The sequence below is a fragment of the Arthrobacter sp. NPDC080082 genome (assembly GCF_040686595.1).
Taxonomy (GTDB): Bacteria; Actinomycetota; Actinomycetes; order Actinomycetales; family Micrococcaceae; genus Arthrobacter.
The window spans coordinates 63,302-86,498 of record NZ_JBFBKQ010000006.1 but is presented as its reverse complement, the minus strand read 5'-3'; the positions used below and the strand labels follow the sequence as shown (position 1 = coordinate 86,498).

At 63.9% G+C, this 23,197-nt stretch carries 17 protein-coding genes; 9 read left to right on the top strand and 8 right to left on the bottom strand.

Annotated features, from left to right (window positions below; all coding sequences use genetic code 11):
- Positions 1–96: 96 nt before the first annotated feature.
- The 3 genes from AB0O44_RS13455 (at position 97) to trxA (ending at position 3,131) form a co-directional block, all read left to right on the top strand.
- Positions 97–1,647: an ABC transporter substrate-binding protein gene (locus AB0O44_RS13455; RefSeq protein WP_364138090.1), complete on the top strand. Its 1,551-nt coding sequence runs from the start codon at positions 97–99 to the stop codon at positions 1,645–1,647.
- A gap of 161 nt (positions 1,648–1,808) precedes the next feature.
- Positions 1,809–2,768 carry a thioredoxin-disulfide reductase gene (gene trxB / locus AB0O44_RS13450; RefSeq protein WP_364138087.1) on the top strand — a complete coding sequence of 320 codons (960 nt, stop codon included), beginning with the start codon at positions 1,809–1,811 and terminating at the stop codon, positions 2,766–2,768.
- 36 nt (positions 2,769–2,804) lie between these two features.
- Positions 2,805–3,131, top strand: coding sequence for a thioredoxin (gene trxA / locus AB0O44_RS13445; RefSeq protein ID WP_290257117.1), 327 nt, complete (start codon positions 2,805–2,807; stop codon positions 3,129–3,131).
- A gap of 5,425 nt (positions 3,132–8,556) precedes the next feature.
- On the opposite strand, the gene AB0O44_RS13440 is transcribed toward trxA, so the two are convergent.
- From AB0O44_RS13440 to rpmH, 8 genes are all read right to left on the bottom strand, one after another.
- The gene (locus AB0O44_RS13440; RefSeq protein WP_364138084.1) at positions 8,557–9,825 is read right to left on the bottom strand and encodes a ParB/RepB/Spo0J family partition protein; all 1,269 of its coding nucleotides are present in this window, start codon (positions 9,823–9,825) and stop codon (positions 8,557–8,559) included.
- Positions 9,826–9,893: 68 nt separating this feature from the next.
- Positions 9,894–10,961, bottom strand: coding sequence for a ParA family protein (locus tag AB0O44_RS13435; protein WP_364138081.1), 1,068 nt, complete (start codon positions 10,959–10,961; stop codon positions 9,894–9,896).
- Positions 10,962–11,046: 85 nt separating this feature from the next.
- Positions 11,047–11,697 (bottom strand): 16S rRNA (guanine(527)-N(7))-methyltransferase RsmG, encoded by a 651-nt coding sequence (gene rsmG, locus AB0O44_RS13430; RefSeq protein WP_290257309.1) that lies wholly within the window; start codon positions 11,695–11,697, stop codon positions 11,047–11,049.
- 17 nt (positions 11,698–11,714) lie between these two features.
- The gene (locus tag AB0O44_RS13425; RefSeq protein WP_364138078.1) at positions 11,715–12,329 is read right to left on the bottom strand and encodes a R3H domain-containing nucleic acid-binding protein; all 615 of its coding nucleotides are present in this window, start codon (positions 12,327–12,329) and stop codon (positions 11,715–11,717) included.
- A complete protein-coding gene (yidC, locus tag AB0O44_RS13420; protein ID WP_290257113.1) occupies positions 12,329–13,303 on the bottom strand; it encodes a membrane protein insertase YidC in 975 nt (324 codons plus the stop codon). The genes AB0O44_RS13425 and yidC overlap by 1 nt, the downstream gene beginning before the upstream one ends.
- A gap of 16 nt (positions 13,304–13,319) precedes the next feature.
- Positions 13,320–13,682 carry a membrane protein insertion efficiency factor YidD gene (yidD, locus tag AB0O44_RS13415; protein ID WP_364138452.1) on the bottom strand — a complete coding sequence of 121 codons (363 nt, stop codon included), beginning with the start codon at positions 13,680–13,682 and terminating at the stop codon, positions 13,320–13,322.
- A gap of 37 nt (positions 13,683–13,719) precedes the next feature.
- Positions 13,720–14,130, bottom strand: a complete 411-nt coding sequence (gene rnpA / locus AB0O44_RS13410; RefSeq protein WP_364138074.1) for a ribonuclease P protein component — start codon at positions 14,128–14,130, stop codon at positions 13,720–13,722.
- Positions 14,131–14,170: 40 nt separating this feature from the next.
- Positions 14,171–14,308 carry a 50S ribosomal protein L34 gene (gene rpmH, locus AB0O44_RS13405; RefSeq protein WP_003800212.1) on the bottom strand — a complete coding sequence of 46 codons (138 nt, stop codon included), beginning with the start codon at positions 14,306–14,308 and terminating at the stop codon, positions 14,171–14,173.
- A 465-nt stretch (positions 14,309–14,773) separates the two neighbouring features.
- On the opposite strand from rpmH, the gene dnaA reads away from it, so the two are divergent.
- From dnaA to gyrB, 6 genes are all read left to right on the top strand, one after another.
- A complete protein-coding gene (gene dnaA, locus AB0O44_RS13400) occupies positions 14,774–16,195 on the top strand; it encodes a chromosomal replication initiator protein DnaA (RefSeq protein WP_290257109.1) in 1,422 nt (473 codons plus the stop codon).
- 570 nt (positions 16,196–16,765) lie between these two features.
- On the top strand, positions 16,766–17,890 hold the full coding sequence (dnaN, locus tag AB0O44_RS13395) for a DNA polymerase III subunit beta (protein ID WP_290257108.1): 1,125 nt from the start codon (positions 16,766–16,768) through the stop codon (positions 17,888–17,890).
- Between the two features lie 44 nt (positions 17,891–17,934).
- On the top strand, positions 17,935–18,819 hold the full coding sequence (gene gnd / locus AB0O44_RS13390) for a phosphogluconate dehydrogenase (NAD(+)-dependent, decarboxylating) (protein ID WP_290257107.1): 885 nt from the start codon (positions 17,935–17,937) through the stop codon (positions 18,817–18,819).
- Positions 18,820–18,841: 22 nt separating this feature from the next.
- A complete protein-coding gene (gene recF, locus AB0O44_RS13385) occupies positions 18,842–20,074 on the top strand; it encodes a DNA replication/repair protein RecF (protein WP_364138070.1) in 1,233 nt (410 codons plus the stop codon).
- A complete protein-coding gene (locus AB0O44_RS13380) occupies positions 20,067–20,624 on the top strand; it encodes a DciA family protein (RefSeq protein ID WP_364138067.1) in 558 nt (185 codons plus the stop codon). The genes recF and AB0O44_RS13380 overlap by 8 nt, the downstream gene beginning before the upstream one ends.
- 436 nt (positions 20,625–21,060) lie before the next feature.
- Positions 21,061–23,148 carry a DNA topoisomerase (ATP-hydrolyzing) subunit B gene (gyrB, locus tag AB0O44_RS13375; protein ID WP_364138064.1) on the top strand — a complete coding sequence of 696 codons (2,088 nt, stop codon included), beginning with the start codon at positions 21,061–21,063 and terminating at the stop codon, positions 23,146–23,148.
- Positions 23,149–23,197: the final 49 nt, after the last annotated feature.

Sequence of the window (23,197 nt, the reverse complement as noted above, 5' to 3'; positions counted from 1 at the left end):
GAGTTGCAGACCTGGGGTCCACCGGCTTTACCGGGGGCCGGCGTTGACCGTTAACGTCACCGGGGCCGGCAGTTCCGGACAGCCTAGGAGGAACACGTGTCCCACCCGATCGATGTCGGATCAGTACTCGGCGGCCGCTACAAGGTGACCGCCACGGTTCTGACCTCGCATGACGAGGATCTGGTGCTGGACGGCGTGGACCAGGTGCTGAACCGTCCCGTGAGCATCCTCGTTGCTGGCCCGGGAAACGCCGACCAGGTGGCCCAGAGCGCCCGCGAGGTGGCCACCGGCGAACGCCCCGGACAGGTGCAGATCCTGGACCTCGGAGTCAGTGACGACGCCACCTACCTGATCACCAACCACACCTCCGCGGCGGACCTGCTGGACCTCGTGGTCAGCTCCAACCCGCCCTACGTGGAGCCGTTCTTCACCGACACGCTGGGCAGTGAGATCTTCGGCCAGGCCCGGTCGAACGAGCCCGAAACCTATGACGGCCTCTACGACGACGAGGAAGTCGACGCCGGCTACATCAACTACGGCGACCAGCAGCAGCGGCCAGCCACCCAGCCGGTGGTTCCGCCGCGGCAGGCCCCCGCCCCGCCGGCAGCAGCGCCGAAGACGGAGCACCGGGGAGCCGGAGCGGCCGCCGCCGCAGGTGTTGCCGGAGCAGCCGCAGGCGCGGCCGCCGCGAAGGCAGCGAAACCGTCGAAGGCCCCGAAGACCGCACCGCAGGACGCCGCGCCGCAGCCGACCGTGGCCAACCCGGTCCAGCCGGCACAGTCCGCGAAGTCCGCTCCGACGCCGTCGAACCCCAAGGTTTCCCTGTGGCAGGACGACGATTACGACGACGCCGTCCCGGACCAGCGCACGATGGCACGGGAGAAGTCCTCCGGCCCCGCAGCCGGCCGCGCCGCCGCAACCCTGCCCGCCTTTGCCCGCAAACCCGCCACGGACGGCCCGGGGGACTACGACGACGATGACGATGACGCACCTCGCCGCGAGCCCCGCTCCATGCGGTGGCTGGTCGGCGCGTTGCTGGCCGCCGTCCTGGTCATCGGCCTGATCTTCGCGGTCACCAACCTGGGCGGCCTCTTCAAGGGCGGCACACCGCAGGCAGCGAAGACGACCTCGACTTCCACCGGTACCCCCGAGCAGTCCGGCACGCCATCGACGAGCCAGAGTGCCCCGCCGGCCGCGGTTCCGCCGGCGATCGAATCCGTGTCCCGCCAGGGCAACTTCGACTTTGCGGCCACCTACGACGGCGACCTGGTCAAGACGTACGACGGCAACGCCGCCAGCTACTGGTCCGACATGGAATTCGCCACCGACGCCTGGGGCGGCTTCGCTCCGGACGGCGTCCCGCTGGTGGTCAAGCTCAAGGGCCAGGCCAAGGTCTCCTCCGTCACGCTCAGCCAGCTCGGTGCCTCCGGCGGCAACATCAGCGTCTACACCGCCGACCAGCCCTCGCTCGACGGCGCCAAGCTGGTGGGCAGCAACAGCTTCACCTCGCCGGAGTTGACGCTGCCGTTGCAGGAACCGGTGACCGCGCAGTACGTCATCATCCAGATCAAGAACCTGCCGAAGCTGGCCGCCCCGAAGACCCGCTACGGTTTCGGCCTGCGGCTCGCGGAGATCAAGGTCCAGTAGCCGTTCCGGGCCGTCCCGGCGGCTCCACACCGGTACCCTAGAAGGACGGGGCTAGGCCCCGTCCAAAGGCGTGCGCGGAATATTCACCCGGTGCGCTTAGTTGTGCCATGTGGCCGGCCAACCTGGCGGGTGCATCGACAAAGGAAGAGGTTCACCGTTCAGTGAGCAACGCAGAAAACACCGCGTCCGAAGTACGTGATGTCATCATCGTCGGCTCGGGGCCGGCCGGCTACACCGCCGCGGTGTACACGGCACGCGCCAACCTGAAGCCGCTGCTCCTGGCGGGCTCCGTCACCGCCGGTGGCGAACTGATGAATACCACCGACGTCGAGAACTACCCAGGGTTCCCCGAGGGCATCATGGGTCCTGACCTGATGGAGAACTTCGAGAAGCAGGCTGCCCGGTTCGGCACGGAGATCCAGTTCGAGGACGTCACAGAGCTGGACCTCGACGGCGACATCAAGACCGTCACCATTGCGACGGGGGAGACCTTCCGCGCACGGGCCATCATCCTGTCCACCGGGTCTGCCTACCGCGAACTGGGCCTGGCCAACGAGAAGCGCCTCTCCGGCCACGGCGTCAGCTGGTGTGCAACCTGCGACGGTTTCTTCTTCAAGGATCAGGACATCGCCGTGATCGGCGGTGGCGACTCCGCCATGGAAGAGGCTCTCTTCCTCACCAAGTTCGCCCGCTCCGTGACCGTGGTTCACCGCCGCGATACGCTGCGCGCCTCCAAGATCATGGCCGACCGAGCCCTGGCCCACGAGAAGATCAACTTCGTCTGGAACACCGGCGTCGAGGATGTCCTCGGCGGTGACAAGGTCACCGGACTCCGGGTGAAGAACCTGCTGGACGGCACCGAGTCCGAGCTGGCCGTTACCGGCGTCTTCGTCGCGATCGGCAACGATCCCCGCACTGACCTGGTCAAGGGCAAGCTGGATCTCACCCCGGAGGGCACCATCGCCGTCGAGGGCCGGTCCTCGAAGACCAGCGTCAAGGGTGTCTTCGCCGCCGGCGACGTCATCGACCCGACCTACCGCCAGGCCATCACCGCCTCCGGTTCCGGCTGTGTCGCGGCCGTCGACGTCGAGCACTACCTCGCAGACCTCCCGGTCGCCTAGAACAGCACGCTACCCCTCCACGAAAAGGACAAGGTTATGAGCAACGCAAAAGACGTAACAGACGCAAGCTTCAGCACTGATGTGCTCGCTTCCGACAAGCCAGTCATCGTCGACTTCTGGGCCGAATGGTGCGGCCCGTGCCGCAAGCTGGGCCCTATTCTGGACGAGATCTCGGTCGAGTACAGCGAAAAAGTCGACGTGGTCAAGGTTAACGTCGATGACAACCCGGCCATCGCGGCCGAATACGGCATCACCTCGATTCCGGCCGTCTACCTCTTCCAGGGTGGCGAAGTGAAGGGCAGCGTCATCGGCGCCCGCCCGAAGCAGTACTTCGAGAAGGAATTCGCGGACGTCCTGTCCTAGTTTCTCCTGACCGGCACTGGCCGGTCTCAGCACGGCGACGGCGGCTCTCCCCACTAGGGGAGCGCCGCCCTTTCGTTTCTGTTCCGATGAGAGAGATATCGCGGTTCGCGCGACTGTTTTCTCCTGGCTGCTTGGTTTCACTCAGCAGAGTGAGCGTTCTACCGGTTGGATATCAACCGAATACGAAGGTATATGCAGAGTAAATTTCCTTAGAGCCCCAGAAACCCAATGTCACGGGGGCTGCGTACTAGAGTCACCAGGAGTACCTCGACAAGCAGGTCAATTTTTTCGGTGAATCAAGGAATTGATCCATTTAGTTGTCCAACGCCTTGGCGTTATTACCCGTCCTGCGGAGTGCCGACACCGTCGTGTTTCACGTGAAACGTGCAGTAGCAGCACTGGGCTCCGGCGGATGAAAACCGACTCACCGCAACTGAAATTAGATTGCTGCGACCTTTCGGAGGAACCACTCGCCCGGAACTGGAGTGCCCATCCACTGTTTCACGTGAAACATGACATGTGCGTTCGCCTACTTTTCGAGACACCCTGAACTAGCTGTTGGCACCCTTGGCGGCATTCTCTGAGTCCCGCATCCCAAGGGAGAGTTCGCCGCAGAATGGATTCACGCTCAGCTGCCCTTGCGGTGAGGGCCCTGGATCGAAACGGCTGGACCGAATACGTGCATCTTGATCGGATTCGAAAGCCACCAGGAGGAGTGCTGATGCGGTTCCATCTGCTCCAGTCTCTAAAGAGATGATCAGGCCTCACAAAGAAGTGAAGCCGTGATTCAGCGACCGCAAACACTGCCAAGTCAACCACATTCAAAACACGGATCATCCCTCTTCTAGCTATTACGGTTTACATTCTTCTCTATCAGCTCTTGGACGCTCGACATTTCTCCCTAGTTCTTGCGTCAAGAGGGTAACCACCACCCATCTCCTCACACACGGCCAGTGTGTGCATCGCGGTTGCTTGCGCGGAGAGACGAGCCAATCCCTCTCAATAAACCTGTTTCACATGAAACGTTCAATGCCGGTAGCGGGATGCCTATGGAGGTAAACCTCCGGAGGCATGACATCAAAGCAACCAGATCGCGGTCGCAGGTACCGGGGATCAGGTTCCGGAGTGACGATGCTATTCAGACCAAGGCCTATCCTTGTTTCATGTGAAACCCTCACAACCCCTCCCAGTCTCCACCTTCACCCCAACCCTATGCCCAGGGGGGCGACGAGAGCGGCGGAACGAGCCTCCCAGCAGACGACGAGGGTGATGCGAGGCTCCTAGGCTTCGGATCCGCCTGTCGGCCTCGAAGCCGAAGGAGCAAGGAGGCCCATGGAGGCATGGCAGGGCGCTACCCAGGCTGAAGAGCCCATCCTCTACCTTGCCTCGGGTGCTACACCCATCCAGGCCCGATACTTCCCAGGGACCGTTAAAGTCGCGAGTTGTGGGCCGCCTCGACCTACAACGGTTCGCACATGACACCGGCAGTCAGGTGGAAGTGATCAGGTATTCAAACCGACAGCGGTAATGGTCAATTACGGGATGATCAGGTGAATTTGGGGAACTCCGGAGAGACCAGGTCAGAAGGACGAGTACGCCCAGGCACTTCGCGAATGGCGCCGGATCGGGGATTGGGAGGCATGAGCATTCGCGGCCGTCCTCCGCTGTTCCCGCCCTGCTGCGATGTAAAGGTGTTCGATGGACCCAAACATCTTCGTATCGATACCTAGCCTGTAGAGCCCTAGAGCCGATGGCGTCTATGAGTTCCTTGGGTACCCGATTCCCACCGGGGACCCACCTGACCATAGGGACCTACGCGAAAAATCCTGCTACGCGCCCGATTCAGGGAATGAACGGAACCACAGTGCGCTCTGGGGAGGACTGCAGGATGGTTCCATTCACGCCGAGCCGAGGTCGGTCGCTTGTCATCCCACCTGGGTGCCCATCACTCCCAAGGGTCGGCTGCGCCAGTTGGGCACGTAGTGTTCTCCTAGCGGCATCAGTGTGGGCCTGGCGCCCGCGCGAGGCACTCGTCCGTAGGGCCAGATCATCCTGAGCAACACACGACAAGCCCCCATGAGAGCGGCCGACTGCCATTCCGGGGAAGCCCGTCCTGGTCGTGGCTAACCCGAAGCGCCATGAACCTCAGCAGGACCGGCGCATCCCAACGGAACTTGCCTGAGCCCCAACGCACCGAACTGAGTATGCCGTCCCATATTAGGGGCCAAGCCTAACCACCTGGTGCTGGTCACTCTGGGACGCAGAGGAACCAGTTCGACCAATTGGCCTCAGAATTCATGGACATTGCCGTTACCAACTAGATTGCCGTCGCTCAGTCGACGGTACTGGCAACTCCCAACATAGACACAGGGGGAGTGCCGGTGCAGTTCCACCGGCAGCCCTAGCTGCGGATCCCTCAGCCCCGTGGAACAAAACCCTACGGCGCAAGTCGGCACATCAGCCCGCTGGCGAGGTGACAACGGTGGACATCACCCCGGACAGGGGCCAGCCTTCAATCACGATGTCCGTTCTCGAGCCTCTCCAAACGTGGATATCCACTGTGGCTATCCACAGCGATATCCACAGTCCATCGAGAGATTGCACACAGTCTTATCCACAGCCTCGCGATGCCTCATCAACAGTTCCCCTCGAGGGCGGGTCGGCCCGGATCAATCTCGCAGATGAGGAGAGGGCCGTCTCGTGGAGAAACGGAGTTGTTGGTTTTGTTAGATGGCCGGGCCACCGGCGGAAAGTTAACCCATTTGTGGCGAGATTTCGGCCAGTTCTGGGGATATTCGCCGGCACTCTGCCCGGCGGCAGTGTTTCACGTGAAACAAGCGCTGTCGCGCCTACTCCCACCGCTTACTTCACCCCAAGCAATATTCTCGGGTGCGCACATCTGAGACCATCTAGACCACGATGACCGCCGATCTTTCCACAAAGTTATCCACAACAATATCCACCGGCAAATTGGCTCTCAGAACCTGTGGTGATGGCTGCGAAGTTCGCTCTCGGCCGGTACCGATTCAACTCACTCACGCCGACCCTAAACCCTCACTCCCGGGCCCGGGGACTCAGTGGCGAACCACCGATCGCATCCACCCTTCGACTGGACACTGTTAGTCGTCGTTACCTGCTCACCGTCTTGCCGGTATCGACATTGGCCATGCCTGACAAACCCGACGAGCAACTCCCATCCAGATATCATCCGCCCCTGGCCACGGGTTCAGCCGCCGCGGGCAGGGGACCGGCTTCCGGGGTGTGGAGTCCGCCGTGTGGCCCGGCCGACCGCGTGCTTGGATCTGAGATGCGCACTCGGTTCTCCCCCGGCCGGCGTCCCCGAGCCGGCGTCCAGGGTCTGGGGGCCGGCATCTCGAGGCCCGCAATCCGCAGTCCGGCCTCCGGCGCCCGGGGGTCCAGGGTCCGGCTCTGGGTTTTGGTTTCGGAGCCCGGAGGTCCGAGGTGCGTCGTCGCAGGGGAGATTCTCCGACGCGCGGCCCGGAAAAGACCTTCCCTATTAGGTACTATCCGGCAAGCGATCATCTAGCCATGGGACTCCAGCGAGCATGTTGTCCCAGGCTGCCTGCTCTATGCGCCCCTTCGAACATCACCAGACGGGACTGGGCAGCTGACCCCGATACCTGGCGCTTGCCGCAGATCAGTACCGCACATGAGAACAAAAGGCCACGACCTCGCCACGGGCAGTTTGTACAAGCCACTGATGCACCCGCCGAGCCCATCGAGAGCACTTTGGCGAGAACAAGCAAGGGGAGTGCGGCACGGGACGAGAATCGGCTAGTCGGAAGATGCCCTGCGGGATCCGCTCTCGGTCGCTGAGGCAATCCTCAGTAGCCGGACCCCACTGATGCCGCAGTACACTAATCAGACTCGCGGTGGCACCCATAGGTTCAGGAGTGCACAACACTCAGGGTTGAGCGTCAAAGCGTGGACGAGCCCAGGAGCTCGCACACCTCCTTGAGCGCCCTACAGGCCCCAGTCTGAAGCCAGGTCGCCTCAGTGCTAGTGGTAGCGCCGTCGCTATCCCGGGAGACCCTCAGTAGGCGGCCCCGCCTCCGCGCCCGTGCGGCTTCTCGGCCCTCCGGTGGGGCCTGATGCCCGAGAACCCGACCCCCAGGACAATAGCGCCGAGCCGACGCAAACCGTTTCACGTGAAACATGTACACAGATCCATGATTGATTTGTAGGCTCCAGGCTTTTCATCCACGGCCTGTGCGCTTGTAGTCGAGACCTACCCTTCGCGGAACTCCGAGGTTGTCTGCGGAACGCAGAGATGTGGATCCACCTGTCCAAGGAGGCAACAGCCCATCGTGCCGGCAGACCTTTCGAAACCTTCAGGGAGGACCTACGTCGGAATATCGCGGCCGACGTCTCGGAACGTCCTGTCTTATCAAGCAAACCACTGATCAGGCTCATAGGCGCGGGCTTGTTTCACGTGAAACAGCATCGAAAACAGCAACCGCGAATAGAGACAAGCCGAAGGATGCCTTGGTTGCTGCCTCAGTATCTTGTGATCGCCGCTTCGGCCCCCTTACTTGAAAACGCCTAGGCGCCCCCAACAGGGGATGAGCACCCGAACAACAACAGTAAATCTGCCGCAGGCTACCGAGCGCGAATAGCGACCAATCACCCGGAAGCGCCTCAAGAAAACCAGACGCACACCTCGCCTCACAACTAGTTCAAAGCTAAGTGGCATGAGATGAGTCCTGCCGAGGCCACACAACGGGCGTTCGGCTGGCCAAACCGACGAATAAGGAATTGGGGTGGGGCCTAAAGTTGGACTGTAATCACCTCGAATGCGTCCGAAGACCCACCGTCGGCCGGGAACTCAATGCGCGCCAGGCAGGCTCGGGAGGCACCGTACAGCGCTGCAGAAGCAGGAAGGCGCCACCGCCCACGTCCAGCTCGAAGAGGGCTAGAAAGCGACATCCGGGGGATCTAAGCAGCCCTCTATGGTCATCATCATCCGGTGAACCCGCAATCCGGTCTGACGTCAGGACGTGGACTCCCGGGCCTGGCACGCAGCCGACGGGGCGTACCCAGACTCCCAGGCCCCTCGGCCGTGCGCCAAACACCGCACCGCGCCGCCGCACGCCCACAAAAGCGGCTCAGTTTGGGTGGCCTCATCCACCCACCCCGGTAGGCAAACCAGGACCACCCAACTTACTGCGTGCGCGTTGGCCGGTAGGTAAGACTCCTTGAACTGGCTGTGCCAACCGACGTGCCGCCGCTACCACCAGGGTGTCACCTTCAACATCGGTGAGGGTACGAACGAGGGATTCGCACCCAGTGTGGACGTCATGACCACCCAACAGCCACGAACACGTAGAGCAACCAGCCGGCGCTGGGCACACAAAAGAGGGCCCGTCTCACACGAAACGGACCCTCTTGAAGATGAATGAGAACCCTAGGTTGGATTGCCCGGCGTCAGCACATCCATGATGCGGTTCAGGTCTTCCACGCTGGCGAACTCGATGCTGACGCGTCCCTTGCGCGCACCGAGGGAGATCTTCACGTTGGTATCCAGACGGTCCGAGAGCGACGATGCCAGGTAGTCCAGACGTTCGTGCCGTGCACCGGGGCGGGGGATGTTGTTCTTGGCCGGGGCAGCGGGGCTCTGGTAGAGAGTGACGGCCTCCTCAGTGGCCCGGACAGACATGCCCTCGGCAACAATCTTCTGGGCCAGCCGTTCCATCGCGGCGGCGTCCGGAAGTGCCAGCAGGGCGCGGGCATGCCCGGCCGACAGCACACCGGCTCCAACACGGCGCTGTACCAACGGCGGGAGCTTCAGCAGACGCAGGGTGTTGGACACCTGCGGACGGGACCGGCCGATTCGGTCCGCCAACTGCTCGTGAGTGGTACCGAAGTCTTCCAGCAGCTGCTGGTATGCAGCGGCCTCTTCCAGCGGGTTGAGCTGGCTGCGGTGAAGGTTTTCAAGCAGTGCGTCCCGAAGGAGGTCATCATCGGTGGTGTCACGGACGATTGCGGGGATGGTTTCGAGGCCGGCGGCCTGTACTGCCCTCCACCGGCGTTCACCCATGACCAGCTCGTAGGGTTCTCCACCTTCTTCGGTTGAAGTTCGGACGACAATTGGCTGGAGGACGCCGATTTCACGAACGGAGTGAACGAGCTCCGCCATGTCGTCCTCATCAAAGACAGATCGCGGCTGTTTGCGGTTGGGGTGGATATCGCCGACCGGAATTTCAGCGAAGCGGACCCCGGGGACCGCAACCAGGTCCACGCCGTTATCGGCAGCCGGAAGCTCGGGCTCGGACTCTTCAAGCGCAGGGGCCTCGGCCGCCACCTTCGATGCGGCCGCACGATTCCGTCCGGACGTGCCCGGACCAGCCGGGGCGGCAGACTTACCCTTCGCCGCGGCGGCAGGCTTCCGGGTGGCTGCCTTAGTGGTCGTGTCCGACGGAGCCGGTCGGGACGTCGTCGTCTCCTCCGGCCCAGCAGATGTGGACGCAGCAGACTCGGGGGCAGCAGCATCAGGGGTTGCCTCTACCGGGGCTTCCTCGACAGCCGGCGCCTCGCCGGAGCGCTTGCTGGCCGGCGGGAAAAACAGATCCACGGGCCGGGACGGGGCCGCACCGTTTCCGGAGGCGTTAGCCGAGGCGGAACTTGGAATCAGTGCGCCAAGTCCGCGGCCCAGGCCGCGTCGCTTATCGCTCATGGATAAATCCCTCCATTGGAAGAGCGCGGCATGCTCCGGCTCTGGCTAGTGCAATTGTTGAGAAGATTCTAACGTTCGGCGATTTCAGCGGCGGCTTCCAAGTAGGACAGCGCGCCGCTGGACGACGGATCATAGGTCATGACCGTCTGCTGGTAACTGGGTGCCTCCGAAATGCGCACGGAGCGGGGAACCACGGCACTCAGAACCTGCTCGGGGAAGTGCTCACGAACCTCCGCGGCCACCTGGGCGGCGAGGTTGGTACGGCCGTCATACATGGTCAGCAGAATGGTCGAGACCACCAGGTCGGCATTGAGGTGCTTCTGGATCATCTCAATGTTCTTCAGCAGCTGGCTCAGACCTTCCAATGCGTAGTACTCGCACTGGATGGGAATGAGGACTTCACTGGCGGCACAGAAAGCATTGACCGTCAGGAGACCAAGGCTCGGCGGGCAGTCAATGAAGATGTAGTCCAGCCGCTCCTCGCCGTTCTTGGCGCGTTCCTTGGCGTAGACGTCGATCGCCCGGCGGAGCCGCTGCTCCCGTGCCACCAGGCTGACGAGCTCGATCTCGGCTCCGGCCAGGTGGATGGTGGCCGGTGCACAGATCAGCTTGGCGATGTCCGGGCACGGTGCGACAACGTCCTGCAACGGAACATCGTTGATAAGCACGTCGTAGATGCTGTCGACATCGGCATGGTGTTCGATGCCAAGGGCGGTGGAGGCGTTGCCCTGCGGGTCGATGTCGATGACAAGCACGTTGAGCCCGGCCGCGGCCAGCGCTGCGGCGATGTTCACCGTGGTGGTGGTCTTGCCGACGCCGCCCTTCTGGTTGGACACGGTGAAGATGCGGGTCTTCTCCGGCTTTGGCAGTTGCCGGCCCAGGAGGCGCTCCCGGCGTTTGTTTTCGTGGGCGAGTTCCCGTGCAATCGGGCTGGAGTCATCAATCGAATCCAGTACATTGCCGGTAGACATCGCCGAGGTTTCACGTGAAACCGACGAGGAAGATGAGCTGCTTGCAACCAAAGAAGGTTTGCTTATGGCGGAGGAATGAGAGGCAGCAGGCGCCATGAACGATCGTGCAGACCCCAGGGACACAAACGGCGGAATCCGTTGCGCGGAGGCTTCGCTACTGCTCACTTGACACTCTCACTCTCGCTCGGCGTTGACTGCCGCTAACTAGCCTAACCTCTTACCCCTCAACACAGCGGGCGCCGGGCGGACGCTACGCCTTCTTTAGGGGCTTATTCACTACGATGCGGACCACGGTGGTGGGCTCCTCAAGGAGATCCTCCCCGACAACCACGACGGACGTGTCCACGCCCCCCAGTTTGCGGATGGTCTTTGCGGCTTTTTCGATCTCTTCACCGGCGCTGCGGCCCTTGATGGCCACGACTTCACCCTTGCCCTGGAGCAGCGGGATAGTAAGCCCGGCCAAGTTGGTCAGGGCGGATACCGCGCGCGCGGTGACCACGTCGGCGTCGACCTGTCCCACGGCCAGCTCGGCACGGGTGCGCATCACCGTGACGTTGTCCAGACCGAGGTCATCGACCACTTCCTGCAACCAGATCACGCGCCGCTCCAGCGGCTCGATGAGTGTCAGTTCAAGGTCCGGACGGGCGATGGCCAGGCATAGCCCCGGGAGCCCGGCTCCGCTGCCGACGTCGGCCACGTGTTTGCCGGGCGCAATCTCACGTTCGATCACGGCACAGTTCAGCACGTGCCGGCTCCACAGTCGGGGCACCTCACGCGGGCCGATCAGGCCGCGTTCGGTACCGGACGTGGCGAGGTGCTCCACATAGCGCCGGGCCAGGTCCAGCCGGTCACCAAAAATCGCTTCGGCGGCCTTGAGTTCGGCCGCGGTAATCTCCACCATCATGCTGCTCTGCGGAGTCACTCTGCGGAGACAACGATGTGCCGCTGGGCACCCTCGCCCTCGGACTCGCTGACGAAGCCTAGGTCCGCGACGGCGTCATGCACGATTTTGCGCTCGTAAGCGCTCATCGGCTTCAGCGCCACCGGACCACCGCTCTCCTTGACCGAAGCGATGGCATCCTCGGCAATCTGCTTCAGGTCGCCGGCACGGTCCGTGCGGTACCCGTTGATGTCCAGGACCAGCCGGGAGCGGTTCTCCGTGGCGGCGAGGACGGCCAGACGGGTCAGTTCTTGCAGGGCCTCCAGCACCTCACCGTCGCGGCCCACGAGGTTCTCCAGGCCGGAGTTGTCCTCCTCGGCCACGATCGAGATGTAGGTCCGGCCGTTGCGCACCTCGATGTCGATGTCACCGTCGATATCCGCGATGTCCAGGAGTTCCTCGAGGTAGTCGGCGGCGACGTCGCCTTCCTCCTCCAAGCGGCTGGCGGTGTTGCTCTTGCCCGCGGGCTGGCCGGCTTCGGTATCCGTGGCTTCCGGGGCTTCAGCATCGTTGCTGGGCGCGGCCTCGTCGCGGACGTCTTCCTGGGACAGCGGCTCGGCGGCAATGGCGTGGTCGGTGCTCTCGGCAGGCATTACTTCCTCTTCCTGTTCTTGCGCTGGGGCTGGACGCGCTGGCTCTTGGCGACGGCGGCGCTGGCAGCGGCTTCCGCCTCTGCCTCGGCGTCGGCCTTCTTCGCACCCAGCAGGGGCAGGTTGGGCAGGCCCTTGGCGGCACGGCGCTCGGCCAGGGCCTTGGCGGCGGGGGAACCGGGGGTGGGCATGCGGCGGATCACAAAGAACTGCTGGCCCATGGTCCACAGGTTGGTGGTGGTCCAGTAGATGAGGACACCGATGGGGAAGTTGATGCCACCGACGCCGAAGACCAGCGGCAGGATATAGAGCATCATCTTCTGCTGACGCATGAAGGGGCTGGCCATGGCGTCTTCAGACATGTTCTTGGCCATGATCTGCTTCTGCGTGATGAACTGCGAGGCGGTCATCGCCAGGATCATGACGATCGAGAGGATCCAGACTGCGGTCTGGTTTCCGCCGCCGCCGTGGAGCAGCGAGGCGGACAACGGAGCACCGAAGATGCTGGATTCGTCGAACTGCCGGACCTGGTCGATGTTCATCGCGCCGATGCCCGTGCCTCCGGCCTTGGCGGAGCTGATGCCGGAGAGAACCTGGAAGAGGGCGAAGAAGAACGGCATCTGGATCAGCATGGGGAGGCACGCGGAGAACGGGTTGGTCCCGTGCTTCTTGTACATCGCCATCTGTTCCTGCGCCATGGCCTGGCGGGAAAGCTGGTCGGTCTTGCCCTTGTACTTGTCCTGGAGCTTCTTCAGGTCCGGCTGCAGCAGCTGCATGCCGCGCTGGGCCTTGATCTGCTTGACGAAGACGGGGATCAGCGCGGCGCGGATGACCAGCACCAGGCCGATGATGGAGAGGGTCCAGGTCCAGCCGTTGGCTGCAGGCAGGCCAATGAAGCTCAGTCCGTCGTGGAAGCCGATCATGATGGCCGATACCAGCCACTTGAACGGGGCCAGAATTGCTCCAAAGATGTCCATACGTTATTCCTCTTCGTCAGGCCGCGGGGCGGCCTTCTCCATCAGACTGTGCCGCCAGGTACTTGTCCGGGTTGTTCAGCACGACAATTCGGGGGGTGTGGCCGGCGGGCCACTCCCGGTGACCGGCGGGGACATGGTCCACACCGCCGGAATTCCATGGGTGGCAACGCAGCAGCCGGCGTACCGCCAGCCAGGTGCCCTTGACCGCCCCATGGACCGTCACCGCTTCCAGCGCATAGGCGGAGCAGCTCGGAAAGAATCGGCAGACCTGGCCGTACAGCGGAGACACAACCTTGCGGTAGGCCATCAACAGCAGAATGATCAGGTTGCGGGGCAGGTGCCACAGCGCGCGGCCCAACCAGGCGGCGGCCGCGGACACGCGCGGTGCAGGACCGGGGACGACGGCGGCATCTCGATTACGCACGCGGTGTCCCTTCCTGTGGTGTCTCACTCGAAACCTTGGCAACGGCCTGCGGCGGGCGGCCGGCCAGCCGCTTGAGGGTTGCTCCCAAGGCGGCATCGTAGTCATTACGCAGGGTCTCCCAGCCGGCGGACGCCGACGCGGGCAGGGCCCTGACGACGATGGCAAATCCGACGGGATAAGTGCGCAGCGACAACGCACCGGCTTCTCTCAGTCTCCTCTTAACGAGGTTCCTGACAACAGCGTTCCCGACACTCTTGGAAACGATGAAGCCGATGCGGCTAGGTTGGCCGTCAGGTAAAGCTGCCGTATATAACACTAAGTTCCGGCGTCCATTGCGGACGCCGGAACGTACAGTTGTTGAAAAATCGGTAGAGGTCCTCAGACGGTTCCGGGTGGCTAGCACCGCTCAACTCGCAAAAGGGTGATGACCGATAAGTCAGTATTTACGCCGACAGTTCGGTGCGGCCCTTGCCACGACGGGCTGCCAGGATGGCGCGGCCGGCACGGGTACGCATACGAAGGCGGAAGCCGTGCTTCTTGGCTCGACGGCGGTTATTCGGCTGAAAAGTCCGCTTGCTCACGTTAGTTACTCCAGTGGATCAAAGGTGCGCCCACCCGATCAAAAAAGGGGAAGAACTGGCCGACGCTAAGTTTTGTATGTGCCGCTACCCCGCTCCCGGTGACGCAGGCGTCTGGGAGAGCTTCAATGAAGCGAAAAGCGGACACAAAGGACTTCACAACGTTAGGGGAAAAACGGCTGCAGAGTCAAACCGGAGGGGTCGCCGGCGATCATCCCCAGCTGTGGCTAACCTGCCCCCGGGCCTGTGGATGAAGCACATCACAGGCCCCCGGAGAGAACCACAACGGTGTAATTATCCACAGGTCAGTTCCCAGCTATCTTCTGGGCTTTTCATCCCCTAGAGTGTCCCAGTAGCCCATTATCCACTGTCTGTGTACAACCCTGTGGATTACGCCGGGACCACACATCGAGTCCCGGGCGGTGCGGCTGCGGTAACGCCAGCAAGCAAGGTTTGAGGAATTCATTGATGACGGTAGACGAAGCCGACCACGCCAACACCGTCGGGAGCTCCTGGCGCCGGGTGGTCAGCCTCCTGGAAAACGACCACCGGGTTACCCCCAGGCAGCGCGGTTTTGTCATCCTCGCCCAGGCACAGGGCCTCATCGGCTCCACACTGCTGGTGGCCGTTCCCAATGAACTCACCCGAGAGGTGCTCCAGACCCAGGTCAAGGAAGCCCTCGACGACGCACTGCGGGACGTCTTCTCCGACGAGATCCGCTGCGCAATCGACGTCGACACCGAACTGGTGCCCCTGCACGTCGAACCCGAGGCGGCACCGGAGCTGACCCGCACGGCCGATCCCGCCGTCGAACTCAAGCCGCAGCCAATGCTGCCGAGCACCTCACACGAATTCGGCCGGCTGAACCCGAAGTACGTCTTCGACACCTTCGTGATCGGTTCCTCCAACCGGTTCGCGCACGCGGCCGCCGTCGCCGTTGCCGAAGCCCCGGCCAAGGCCTACAACCCGCTGTTCATCTACGGTGACTCGGGCCTCGGCAAGACCCACCTGCTCCACGCGATCGGCCACTACGCCCGCCGCCTCTACAGCGGGATCCGCGTCCGCTACGTCAACTCCGAAGAGTTCACCAACGACTTCATCAACTCGATCCGCGACGACGAGGGCACCAGCTTCAAGACCACCTACCGGAACGTCGACGTCCTGCTGATCGACGACATCCAGTTCCTGGCCGGCAAGGACCGCACGCTCGAGGAGTTCTTCCACACCTTCAACGCCCTGCACAACAACAACAAGCAGGTGGTCATCACCTCGGACCAGCCGCCGAAACTGCTGGCCGGCTTCGAAGACCGGATGAAGTCCCGCTTCGAGTGGGGCCTGCTGACCGACATCCAGCCGCCGGAACTGGAAACCCGCATCGCGATCCTCCGCAAGAAGGCGCTCAGCGAAGGCCTCTCCGCCCCGGACGATGCCCTCGAATACATCGCCTCCAAGATCTCCAGCAACATCCGCGAACTCGAAGGCGCCCTGATCCGGGTGACCGCCTTCGCCAGCCTGAACCGGCAGCCGGTCGACGTTGCCCTCGCGGAGATGGTCCTCAAGGACCTGATCACCGACGACGGCGCCCAGGAGATCACCTCGGCGCAGATCCTGACCCAGACCGCGGACTACTTCAAGCTCACCATGGAGGAGCTCTGCAGCAAGTCCCGGACCCGGACCCTGGTCACAGCGCGCCAGATCGCCATGTACCTCTGCCGGGAGCTGACCGACATGTCGCTGCCCAAGATCGGCCAGGAGCTCGGCGGCCGGGACCACACCACGGTGATCCACGCCGACCGTAAGATCCGCGAACTGATGGCCGAACGCCGGGTGATCTACAACCAGGTCACCGAACTGACCAACCGGATCAAGCAGCAGCAGCGGAATTCCTAGCCCCGCATCCGCATACTCATACCTTATTAACAGGGGGCTGTGGACAAGCCTGTGGATAGTTAAGGGGACAACGGCGGTTAATGGGCTTAAAACCCTTAAGCCGCCTGTGGATCGACGAAACGGCCGAAAATCTTGTCCCCATCCACACCCTGTTTAAAACCGGACGGACCCACAGCTCATGAACAGGGCTTAACCGCGGATCTGCGGGCCGGGACCGGGTTATCCACAGTTTCCACAGCAGTTATTAACACTACTAATCCCAAGAAAATGAAATTCCCTCAAACAACAATCTCCCTCCACCCCACCACGGCCCGGTCCAGGCCGAACTGAGGGCCCGGCCGAAACCACAGCGATGTAAGCCGGGGATGGGAGAACCCGGATCTTGGGGCTAAGCTGTCTGCTGTGCGTCCGTCCCCGGTCCCACCGTGTCCCCGCGCCGTCCCGGCGCATCCGGGACACGTCGTCCGGGGAACCGCATGACCACCACAGACCAGCTCCGGCGGCGCCTTCGGCACCCGCCGGCCGGTCCGTTCCAGCGATGTCAGCAGCAATGAAAGGCGGCACCCTTCCGTGAAGTTCAGAGTCGAGCGGGATGTCCTGGCCGAGGCAGTGACCTGGACCGCCCGGTCCTTGTCTCCGCGGCCGCCTGTTCCGGTACTGTCCGGCCTGCTGCTCAAGGCCGAGGCGGGCACCGTGAGCCTCTCGAGCTTCGATTACGAAACCTCCGCCCGGCTGGAAATCCCGGCCGACATCAGCACCGAGGGCACCATCCTGGTTTCCGGCCGCCTGCTCGCCGACATCTGCCGCAGCCTGCCGTCCGCACCGGTTGACATCGAAACCGATGGCAACAAGGTGACGCTCTCCTGCCGCCGAAGCAGCTTCCACCTGGCCACCATGCCGGAAACCGAATACCCGCCGCTGCCGGCACTGCCCCCGATCAGCGGCACCGTCCCCGGCGACGCCTTCGCCCAGGCGGTGTCCCAGGTCATTATCGCGGCCAGCAAGGACGACACCCTGCCGATCCTGACCGGTGTCCGGATGGAGATCGAGGATGACCTGATCACCCTCCTGGCAACCGACCGCTACCGCCTCGCCATGCGCGAGGTTCCGTGGAAGCCCGCCACCCCGGGCATCTCCACCAGCGCACTCGTCAAGGCCAAGACCCTCAACGAGGTGGCCAAGACCCTTGGTGGCAGCGGCGACATCCACTTGGCCCTGGCCGACGACGACAGCCGGCTGATTGGCTTCGAAAGCGGCGGCCGCACCACCACCTCGCTGCTGGTCGACGGCGACTACCCGAAGATCCGTTCGCTGTTCCCGGACTCCACCCCGATTCACGCCACCGTCCAGACCCAGGAGCTGGTCGAGGCCGTGCGGCGTGTCTCCCTCGTGGCCGAGCGCAACACCCCGGTCCGCCTCGCGTTCACCCAGGGCCAGCTGCACCTCGACGCCGGTACCGGCGAGGACGCCCAGGCGTCCGAGGAACTCGAATCCCAGCTCACCGGTGAGGACATCACCGTGGCCTTCAACCCGCACTACCTGATCGAAGGCCTCAGCGTCATCGAGACGAAGTTCGTGCGTTTCTCCTTCACCACGGCACCGAAGCCGGCGATGATCACGGCCCAGAAAGACGCCGACGGCGAGGACCAGGACGACTATCGCTACCTGGTCATGCCCGTCCGCCTGCCGAACTGAGCCTCCCAGCTTTACCCGTACCACCGCGCAGAAAAGAGTTCCCCGTGCACATTGGATTGATCGGCCTTGGAAAAATGGGCTTCAACATGCGCGAAAGGCTGCGGAACGGCGGCATTGAGGTCACCGGTTTCGACCGCAACCCCGAGGTCACCGACGCAGCCACCATCGACGAACTGATCGCCGCGCTTCCGGCTCCCCGGCTGATCTGGGTCATGGTCCCCGCCGGAGACATCACCGACGCCGTCATCACCGAACTCGGCGACAAGCTCGAGGCCGGTGACCTGGTCATCGACGGCGGAAACTCCCGCTTCACCGAAGACCAGAAGCACGCGGCCGCGCTGGCCGCCAAGGGTGTCCACTTCGCCGACTGCGGCGTCTCCGGCGGTGTCTGGGGCCTGCAGAACGGCTACGGCCTGATGGCCGGCGGCGACGCCGCCGACATCGAGCGCGCCCTGCCGGTCTTCGATGCACTCCGTCCCGAAGGTGACCGGGCGGACAGCTTCGTCCACGTCGGCGGTGTCGGCGCCGGCCACTACGCGAAGATGGTCCACAACGGCATCGAGTACGGCCTGATGCAGGCTTACGCCGAGGGCTACGAACTCCTGGCCGCCAAGGACATCGTCACCGATCTGCCCGGCACTTTCCGCGCCTGGCAGAAGGGCACCGTAGTGCGCTCCTGGCTGCTCGACCTCATGGTCAAGGCCCTCGACGAGGACCCGGGGCTGGAGTCGATTTCCGATTACGTCGAGGATTCCGGTGAGGGCCGGTGGACCGTCGAAGAGGCCATCGCCAACGCCGTTCCCGCCCCCGCCATCACCGCCGCGCTGTTCGCCCGGTTCTCCTCCCGCGAGGACAGCTCCCCGGCGATGAAGATGGTCTCCGCGCTGCGGCACCAGTTCGGCGGACACGCCACCCGGCCCGCCAAGTAATTTCAGGGACCCTGACCCCGGCGTGTACCTAGAGAAGCTTTCGCTGACGGATTTCCGCAGCTACGCCCAGGTTGACCTGAGCCTCGAGCCCGGGGTCACGGTCCTTGTGGGGTCCAACGGCATCGGTAAGACCAACCTGATGGAAGCCATCGGGTACCTCGCCACGTTGAGCTCGCACCGGGTCAGTTCGGACGGCCCGCTGCTGCGCTTCGGCTCCGAACGGGCCATGATCCGGGCCCGCCTGGTCCGCGGCGAGCAGTCGACGGTGCTGGAGCTGGAGCTCAACGCCGGGCGGGCCAACCGTGCCCGGATCAACCGCAGCAACCCGGTCCGGGCCCGCGACATCCTGGGGATCTGCCAGACGGTGCTGTTTGCGCCCGAGGACCTGGCCCTGGTCAAGGGCGACCCGTCCAACCGGCGCCGCTTCCTCGACGAACTGCTGGTCAGCCTCATGCCGCGGCACGCCGCCACCCGCAGCGATTACGACCGGGTCCTGAAGCAGCGCAACGCGCTCCTCAAATCCGGCCGGGCGGGCAAGTTCACCGCCGGGCACGAGGCAACCCTGGATGTCTGGGACCAGCACATGGCCCGGGCCGGGGCCGAGCTGCTGCATGCGCGCCTGGAGCTGGTGGAACTGCTGCTGCCGCACCTGAAAAGTGCCTACGCCCAGCTCACGGACGGGTCCAAGGAAGCCGGCGCGGTGTACCGCTCCACGCTGGACGGAATCTTCGATGGCGACGGCGACGGCTACGATTCCGTGGCATCCGCTGTGGCCGCCGCACCGGCGGAACAGGACGAGGACCTGCGCCGCTTGACCGTGGAGGAACTCACCGAACGGTACATTCGCGCCTTTTCGGCGTCCCGCCGTCGTGAACTCGAACGGGGCATCTCCCTGGTGGGCCCGCACCGCGATGACCTGGACCTGACCCTCGGGCAGGCCCCCGCCAAGGGCTACGCCTCGCACGGCGAAACCTGGTCCATGTGCCTCTCGCTGCGGCTTGCCTCCTACTACGTCATGCTCGACGACGCCCGGACCGGCGGGTCGGCCCCCATCCTGATCCTCGACGACGTGTTTGCCGAACTCGACGTGCAGCGCCGGCGTAAACTGGCCGCTATAGTCTCCGGCGCGGAACAGGTCCTGGTGACCGCCGCCGTCGAAGGCGACATCCCGGCGGAACTCGCCGGCCGGCGGGTAAAGGTCATTCCGGGAGGCATCGATGAGCCGGACAAGCCACGAGTGACAGGCGATGAATAAGGACACCGACGGCGCGCTGCAGCCCGGCCGCGACCCCGACGACATCGACGCCGCCCAGGCGGCGCTCAATCGCATGCGTGACGCTGCGGCCGCGCGGGGCGAGATCCGGCGCAAGGCGCCGCCTAAGCCCGGAAGTACCCAGAAACCCGCCCGCGGCGCCGGCACCCGCGGCTTCAGCCAGTTCCATGGCAGCGGCCGGGACCCCCTGGGCCTGGGTAAGGTGGTGGGTCGGCTGGTCGCCGAACGCGGCTGGACCTCCCCGGTGGCAGTCGGCTCGGTCATGGCACAGTGGCCGGCGCTGGTCGGACCGGAAATCTCGGCACACTGCACCCCGGAAAGCTTCACCGACACCACCCTGCACGTCCGCTGCGACTCCACCGCCTGGGCCACCCAGCTGCGCCTGCTCAGCCTGAGCCTGCTGGAGAAGTTCCGCGTGGAACTCGGCGACGGCGTCGTCACCAGCATCCAGGTCCTCGGCCCCGCGGCCCCCAGCTGGCGGAAGGGTGCCCGCACCGTCAACGGCCGCGGCCCCCGGGACACCTACGGCTAGGCCGCACGCCGCGCCATACCCCTATGCCGTCCACCGGCACCGCCGCCCGAAGGTATGAAGCAGTTGTTCCAAGACCATTGAAAAATCCACAAACGGCGTGTAGGGCGCTCAGACGCCCCGGTTCGGTATAGGAACCCATCCGGAACACCCCGGGAGCATTCCAGGCGGGGCCAGTGGCCTCTCAACGGCAATTACACCCGCGTTTACCCCGCCAGAATGCGGGATTCGGCCCTATAACACGGTAGAATCAGGGAAGATAACTGGGCGCCGATGCAACGTCGACTGAGTCCGTTTCCGACGCGGTTTCTCCTGCGTGGAATCGGTCCCGGCCAGCCATGCCGCCGGCGCCGTCAGTGACGTGCCCGTTGGCAGCGGCTGTTTCCTTGGAGACGGCCGCGGCCGGCCTTCAACGAACATAGAGGAGTCGAAAGCGCCTGTGGCTAACGACAATGCAGAAATCCCGGCAGCGGACACCGCGGACGGAACCGGCCAGGCGGCCGCGCCCACCGAAACGGTCACTCCCCGCGAATACGGGGCCAGCGACATCACCGTTCTTGAGGGCCTGGAGGCGGTCCGGAAGCGTCCGGGCATGTACATCGGCTCCACCGGACCCCGGGGCCTGCACCACCTGGTGTACGAAGTGGTGGACAACTCGGTCGATGAGGCGCTGGCCGGGTACTGCACCCACATCGAGATCGTGCTGCAGGCCGACGGCGGCGTCAAGGTGGTCGACAACGGCCGCGGCATCCCCGTGGACATGCACCCCACCGAACACAAGCCCACGGTCGAGGTCGTCATGACCATCCTGCACGCCGGCGGCAAGTTCGGCGGCGGTGGATACGCGGTCTCGGGTGGCCTGCACGGCGTCGGCATCTCCGTGGTCAACGCTCTCTCCAGCCGCGTCAACACCGAGGTCCGCCGGCAGGGCCACGTCTGGCGGATGTCCTTCGCCGACGGCGGCAAGCCCCAGGGTGAGCTGGTCAAGGGCGAAGAGACCTCCGAGACCGGCACCACGCAGACGTTCTACCCGGACGGCAGCATCTTCGAGACCACGGAATTCGACTTCGAAACCCTCCGGGCCCGGTTCCAGCAGATGGCCTTCCTGAACAAGGGGCTCCGCATCACGCTGACCGACGAGCGCCGCGCCGCATCGGAGACCTCCATTGATGAGGACCTGAACCTCGACGCCGTCGAGACCGAGGGCGAGGTTCCGGCCGAATTCCACACCGTGGTCTATCAGTACGACGACGGCCTGCTGGACTATGTCAAGCACCTCAACTCCGGCAAGAAGGTCGACGTCGTCCACGAGGACGTCATCGCCTTCGAAACCGAGGACACCGAGCGGCACATCGCCTTGGAAATGGCGATGCAGTGGACCAACGCCTACTCCGAAAGCGTCCACACCTACGCCAACACCATCAACACCCACGAGGGTGGCACCCACGAAGAGGGTTTCCGCGCCGCGATGACCTCCCTGATCAACCGCTACGCGCGCGAAAAGGGAATTATCAAGGAAAAGGACGACAACCTCACCGGCGACGACATCCGTGAAGGCCTGACCGCCGTCATCTCGGTCAAGCTCTCCGAGCCGCAGTTCGAGGGCCAGACCAAGACCAAGCTGGGCAACTCCGAGGTCAGGGGCTTCGTCCAGCGCGTGGTCACCGACGGGCTCGGCGACTGGCTGGAGCGCAACCCCGGCCCGGCCCGCGACGTCATCCGCAAGGCCATCTCAGCGGCCCAGGCCCGCATGGCTGCCCGCAAGGCCCGCGACAACGCACGCCGCAAGAGCCCGCTGGAATCCTTCGGCATGCCCGGCAAACTCTCCGACTGCTCGTCTAAGGATCCGCAGAAGTGCGAGGTCTACATCGTGGAGGGTGACTCGGCAGGCGGCTCCGCCAAACGCGGCCGCAACCCCGAGACGCAGGCCATCCTGCCGCTGCGCGGCAAGATCCTGAACGTGGAACGGGCCCGCCTGGACAAGGCCCTCGGCAACGCCGAAGTCCAGTCCATGATCACCGCCTTCGGCACCGGCATCGGCGAGGATTTCGACTTGGCCAAGCTGCGGTACCACAAGATCGTGCTGATGGCCGATGCCGACGTCGACGGCCAGCACATCACCACGCTGCTGATGACCCTGCTGTTCCGCTACATGCGCCCGCTGATCGAGAACGGCTATGTCTACCTCGCCCAGCCCCCGCTGTACCGGATCAAGTGGTCCAACGCCCCGCACGACTACGTTTACAGCGACCGGGAACGCGACGCCAAGCTGGTGTCCGGCCAGGCCGCCGGCCGCCGCATCCCCAAGGACAACGGCATCCAGCGCTACAAGGGCCTCGGCGAGATGGACTACACCGAACTCTGGGACACCACCATGGACCCCGAGCATCGGACGCTGCTGCAGGTCACCATGGACGATGCCCTCGCGGCCGACCAGATCTTCTCGGTACTCATGGGCGAGGACGTAGAGTCCCGCCGAAACTTCATCCAGCAGAACGCCAAGGACGTTCGGTTCCTCGATATCTAGCGGCTTCGCCTCCTGCATATCCCGGAACCGATATATACCTGAAACGGAA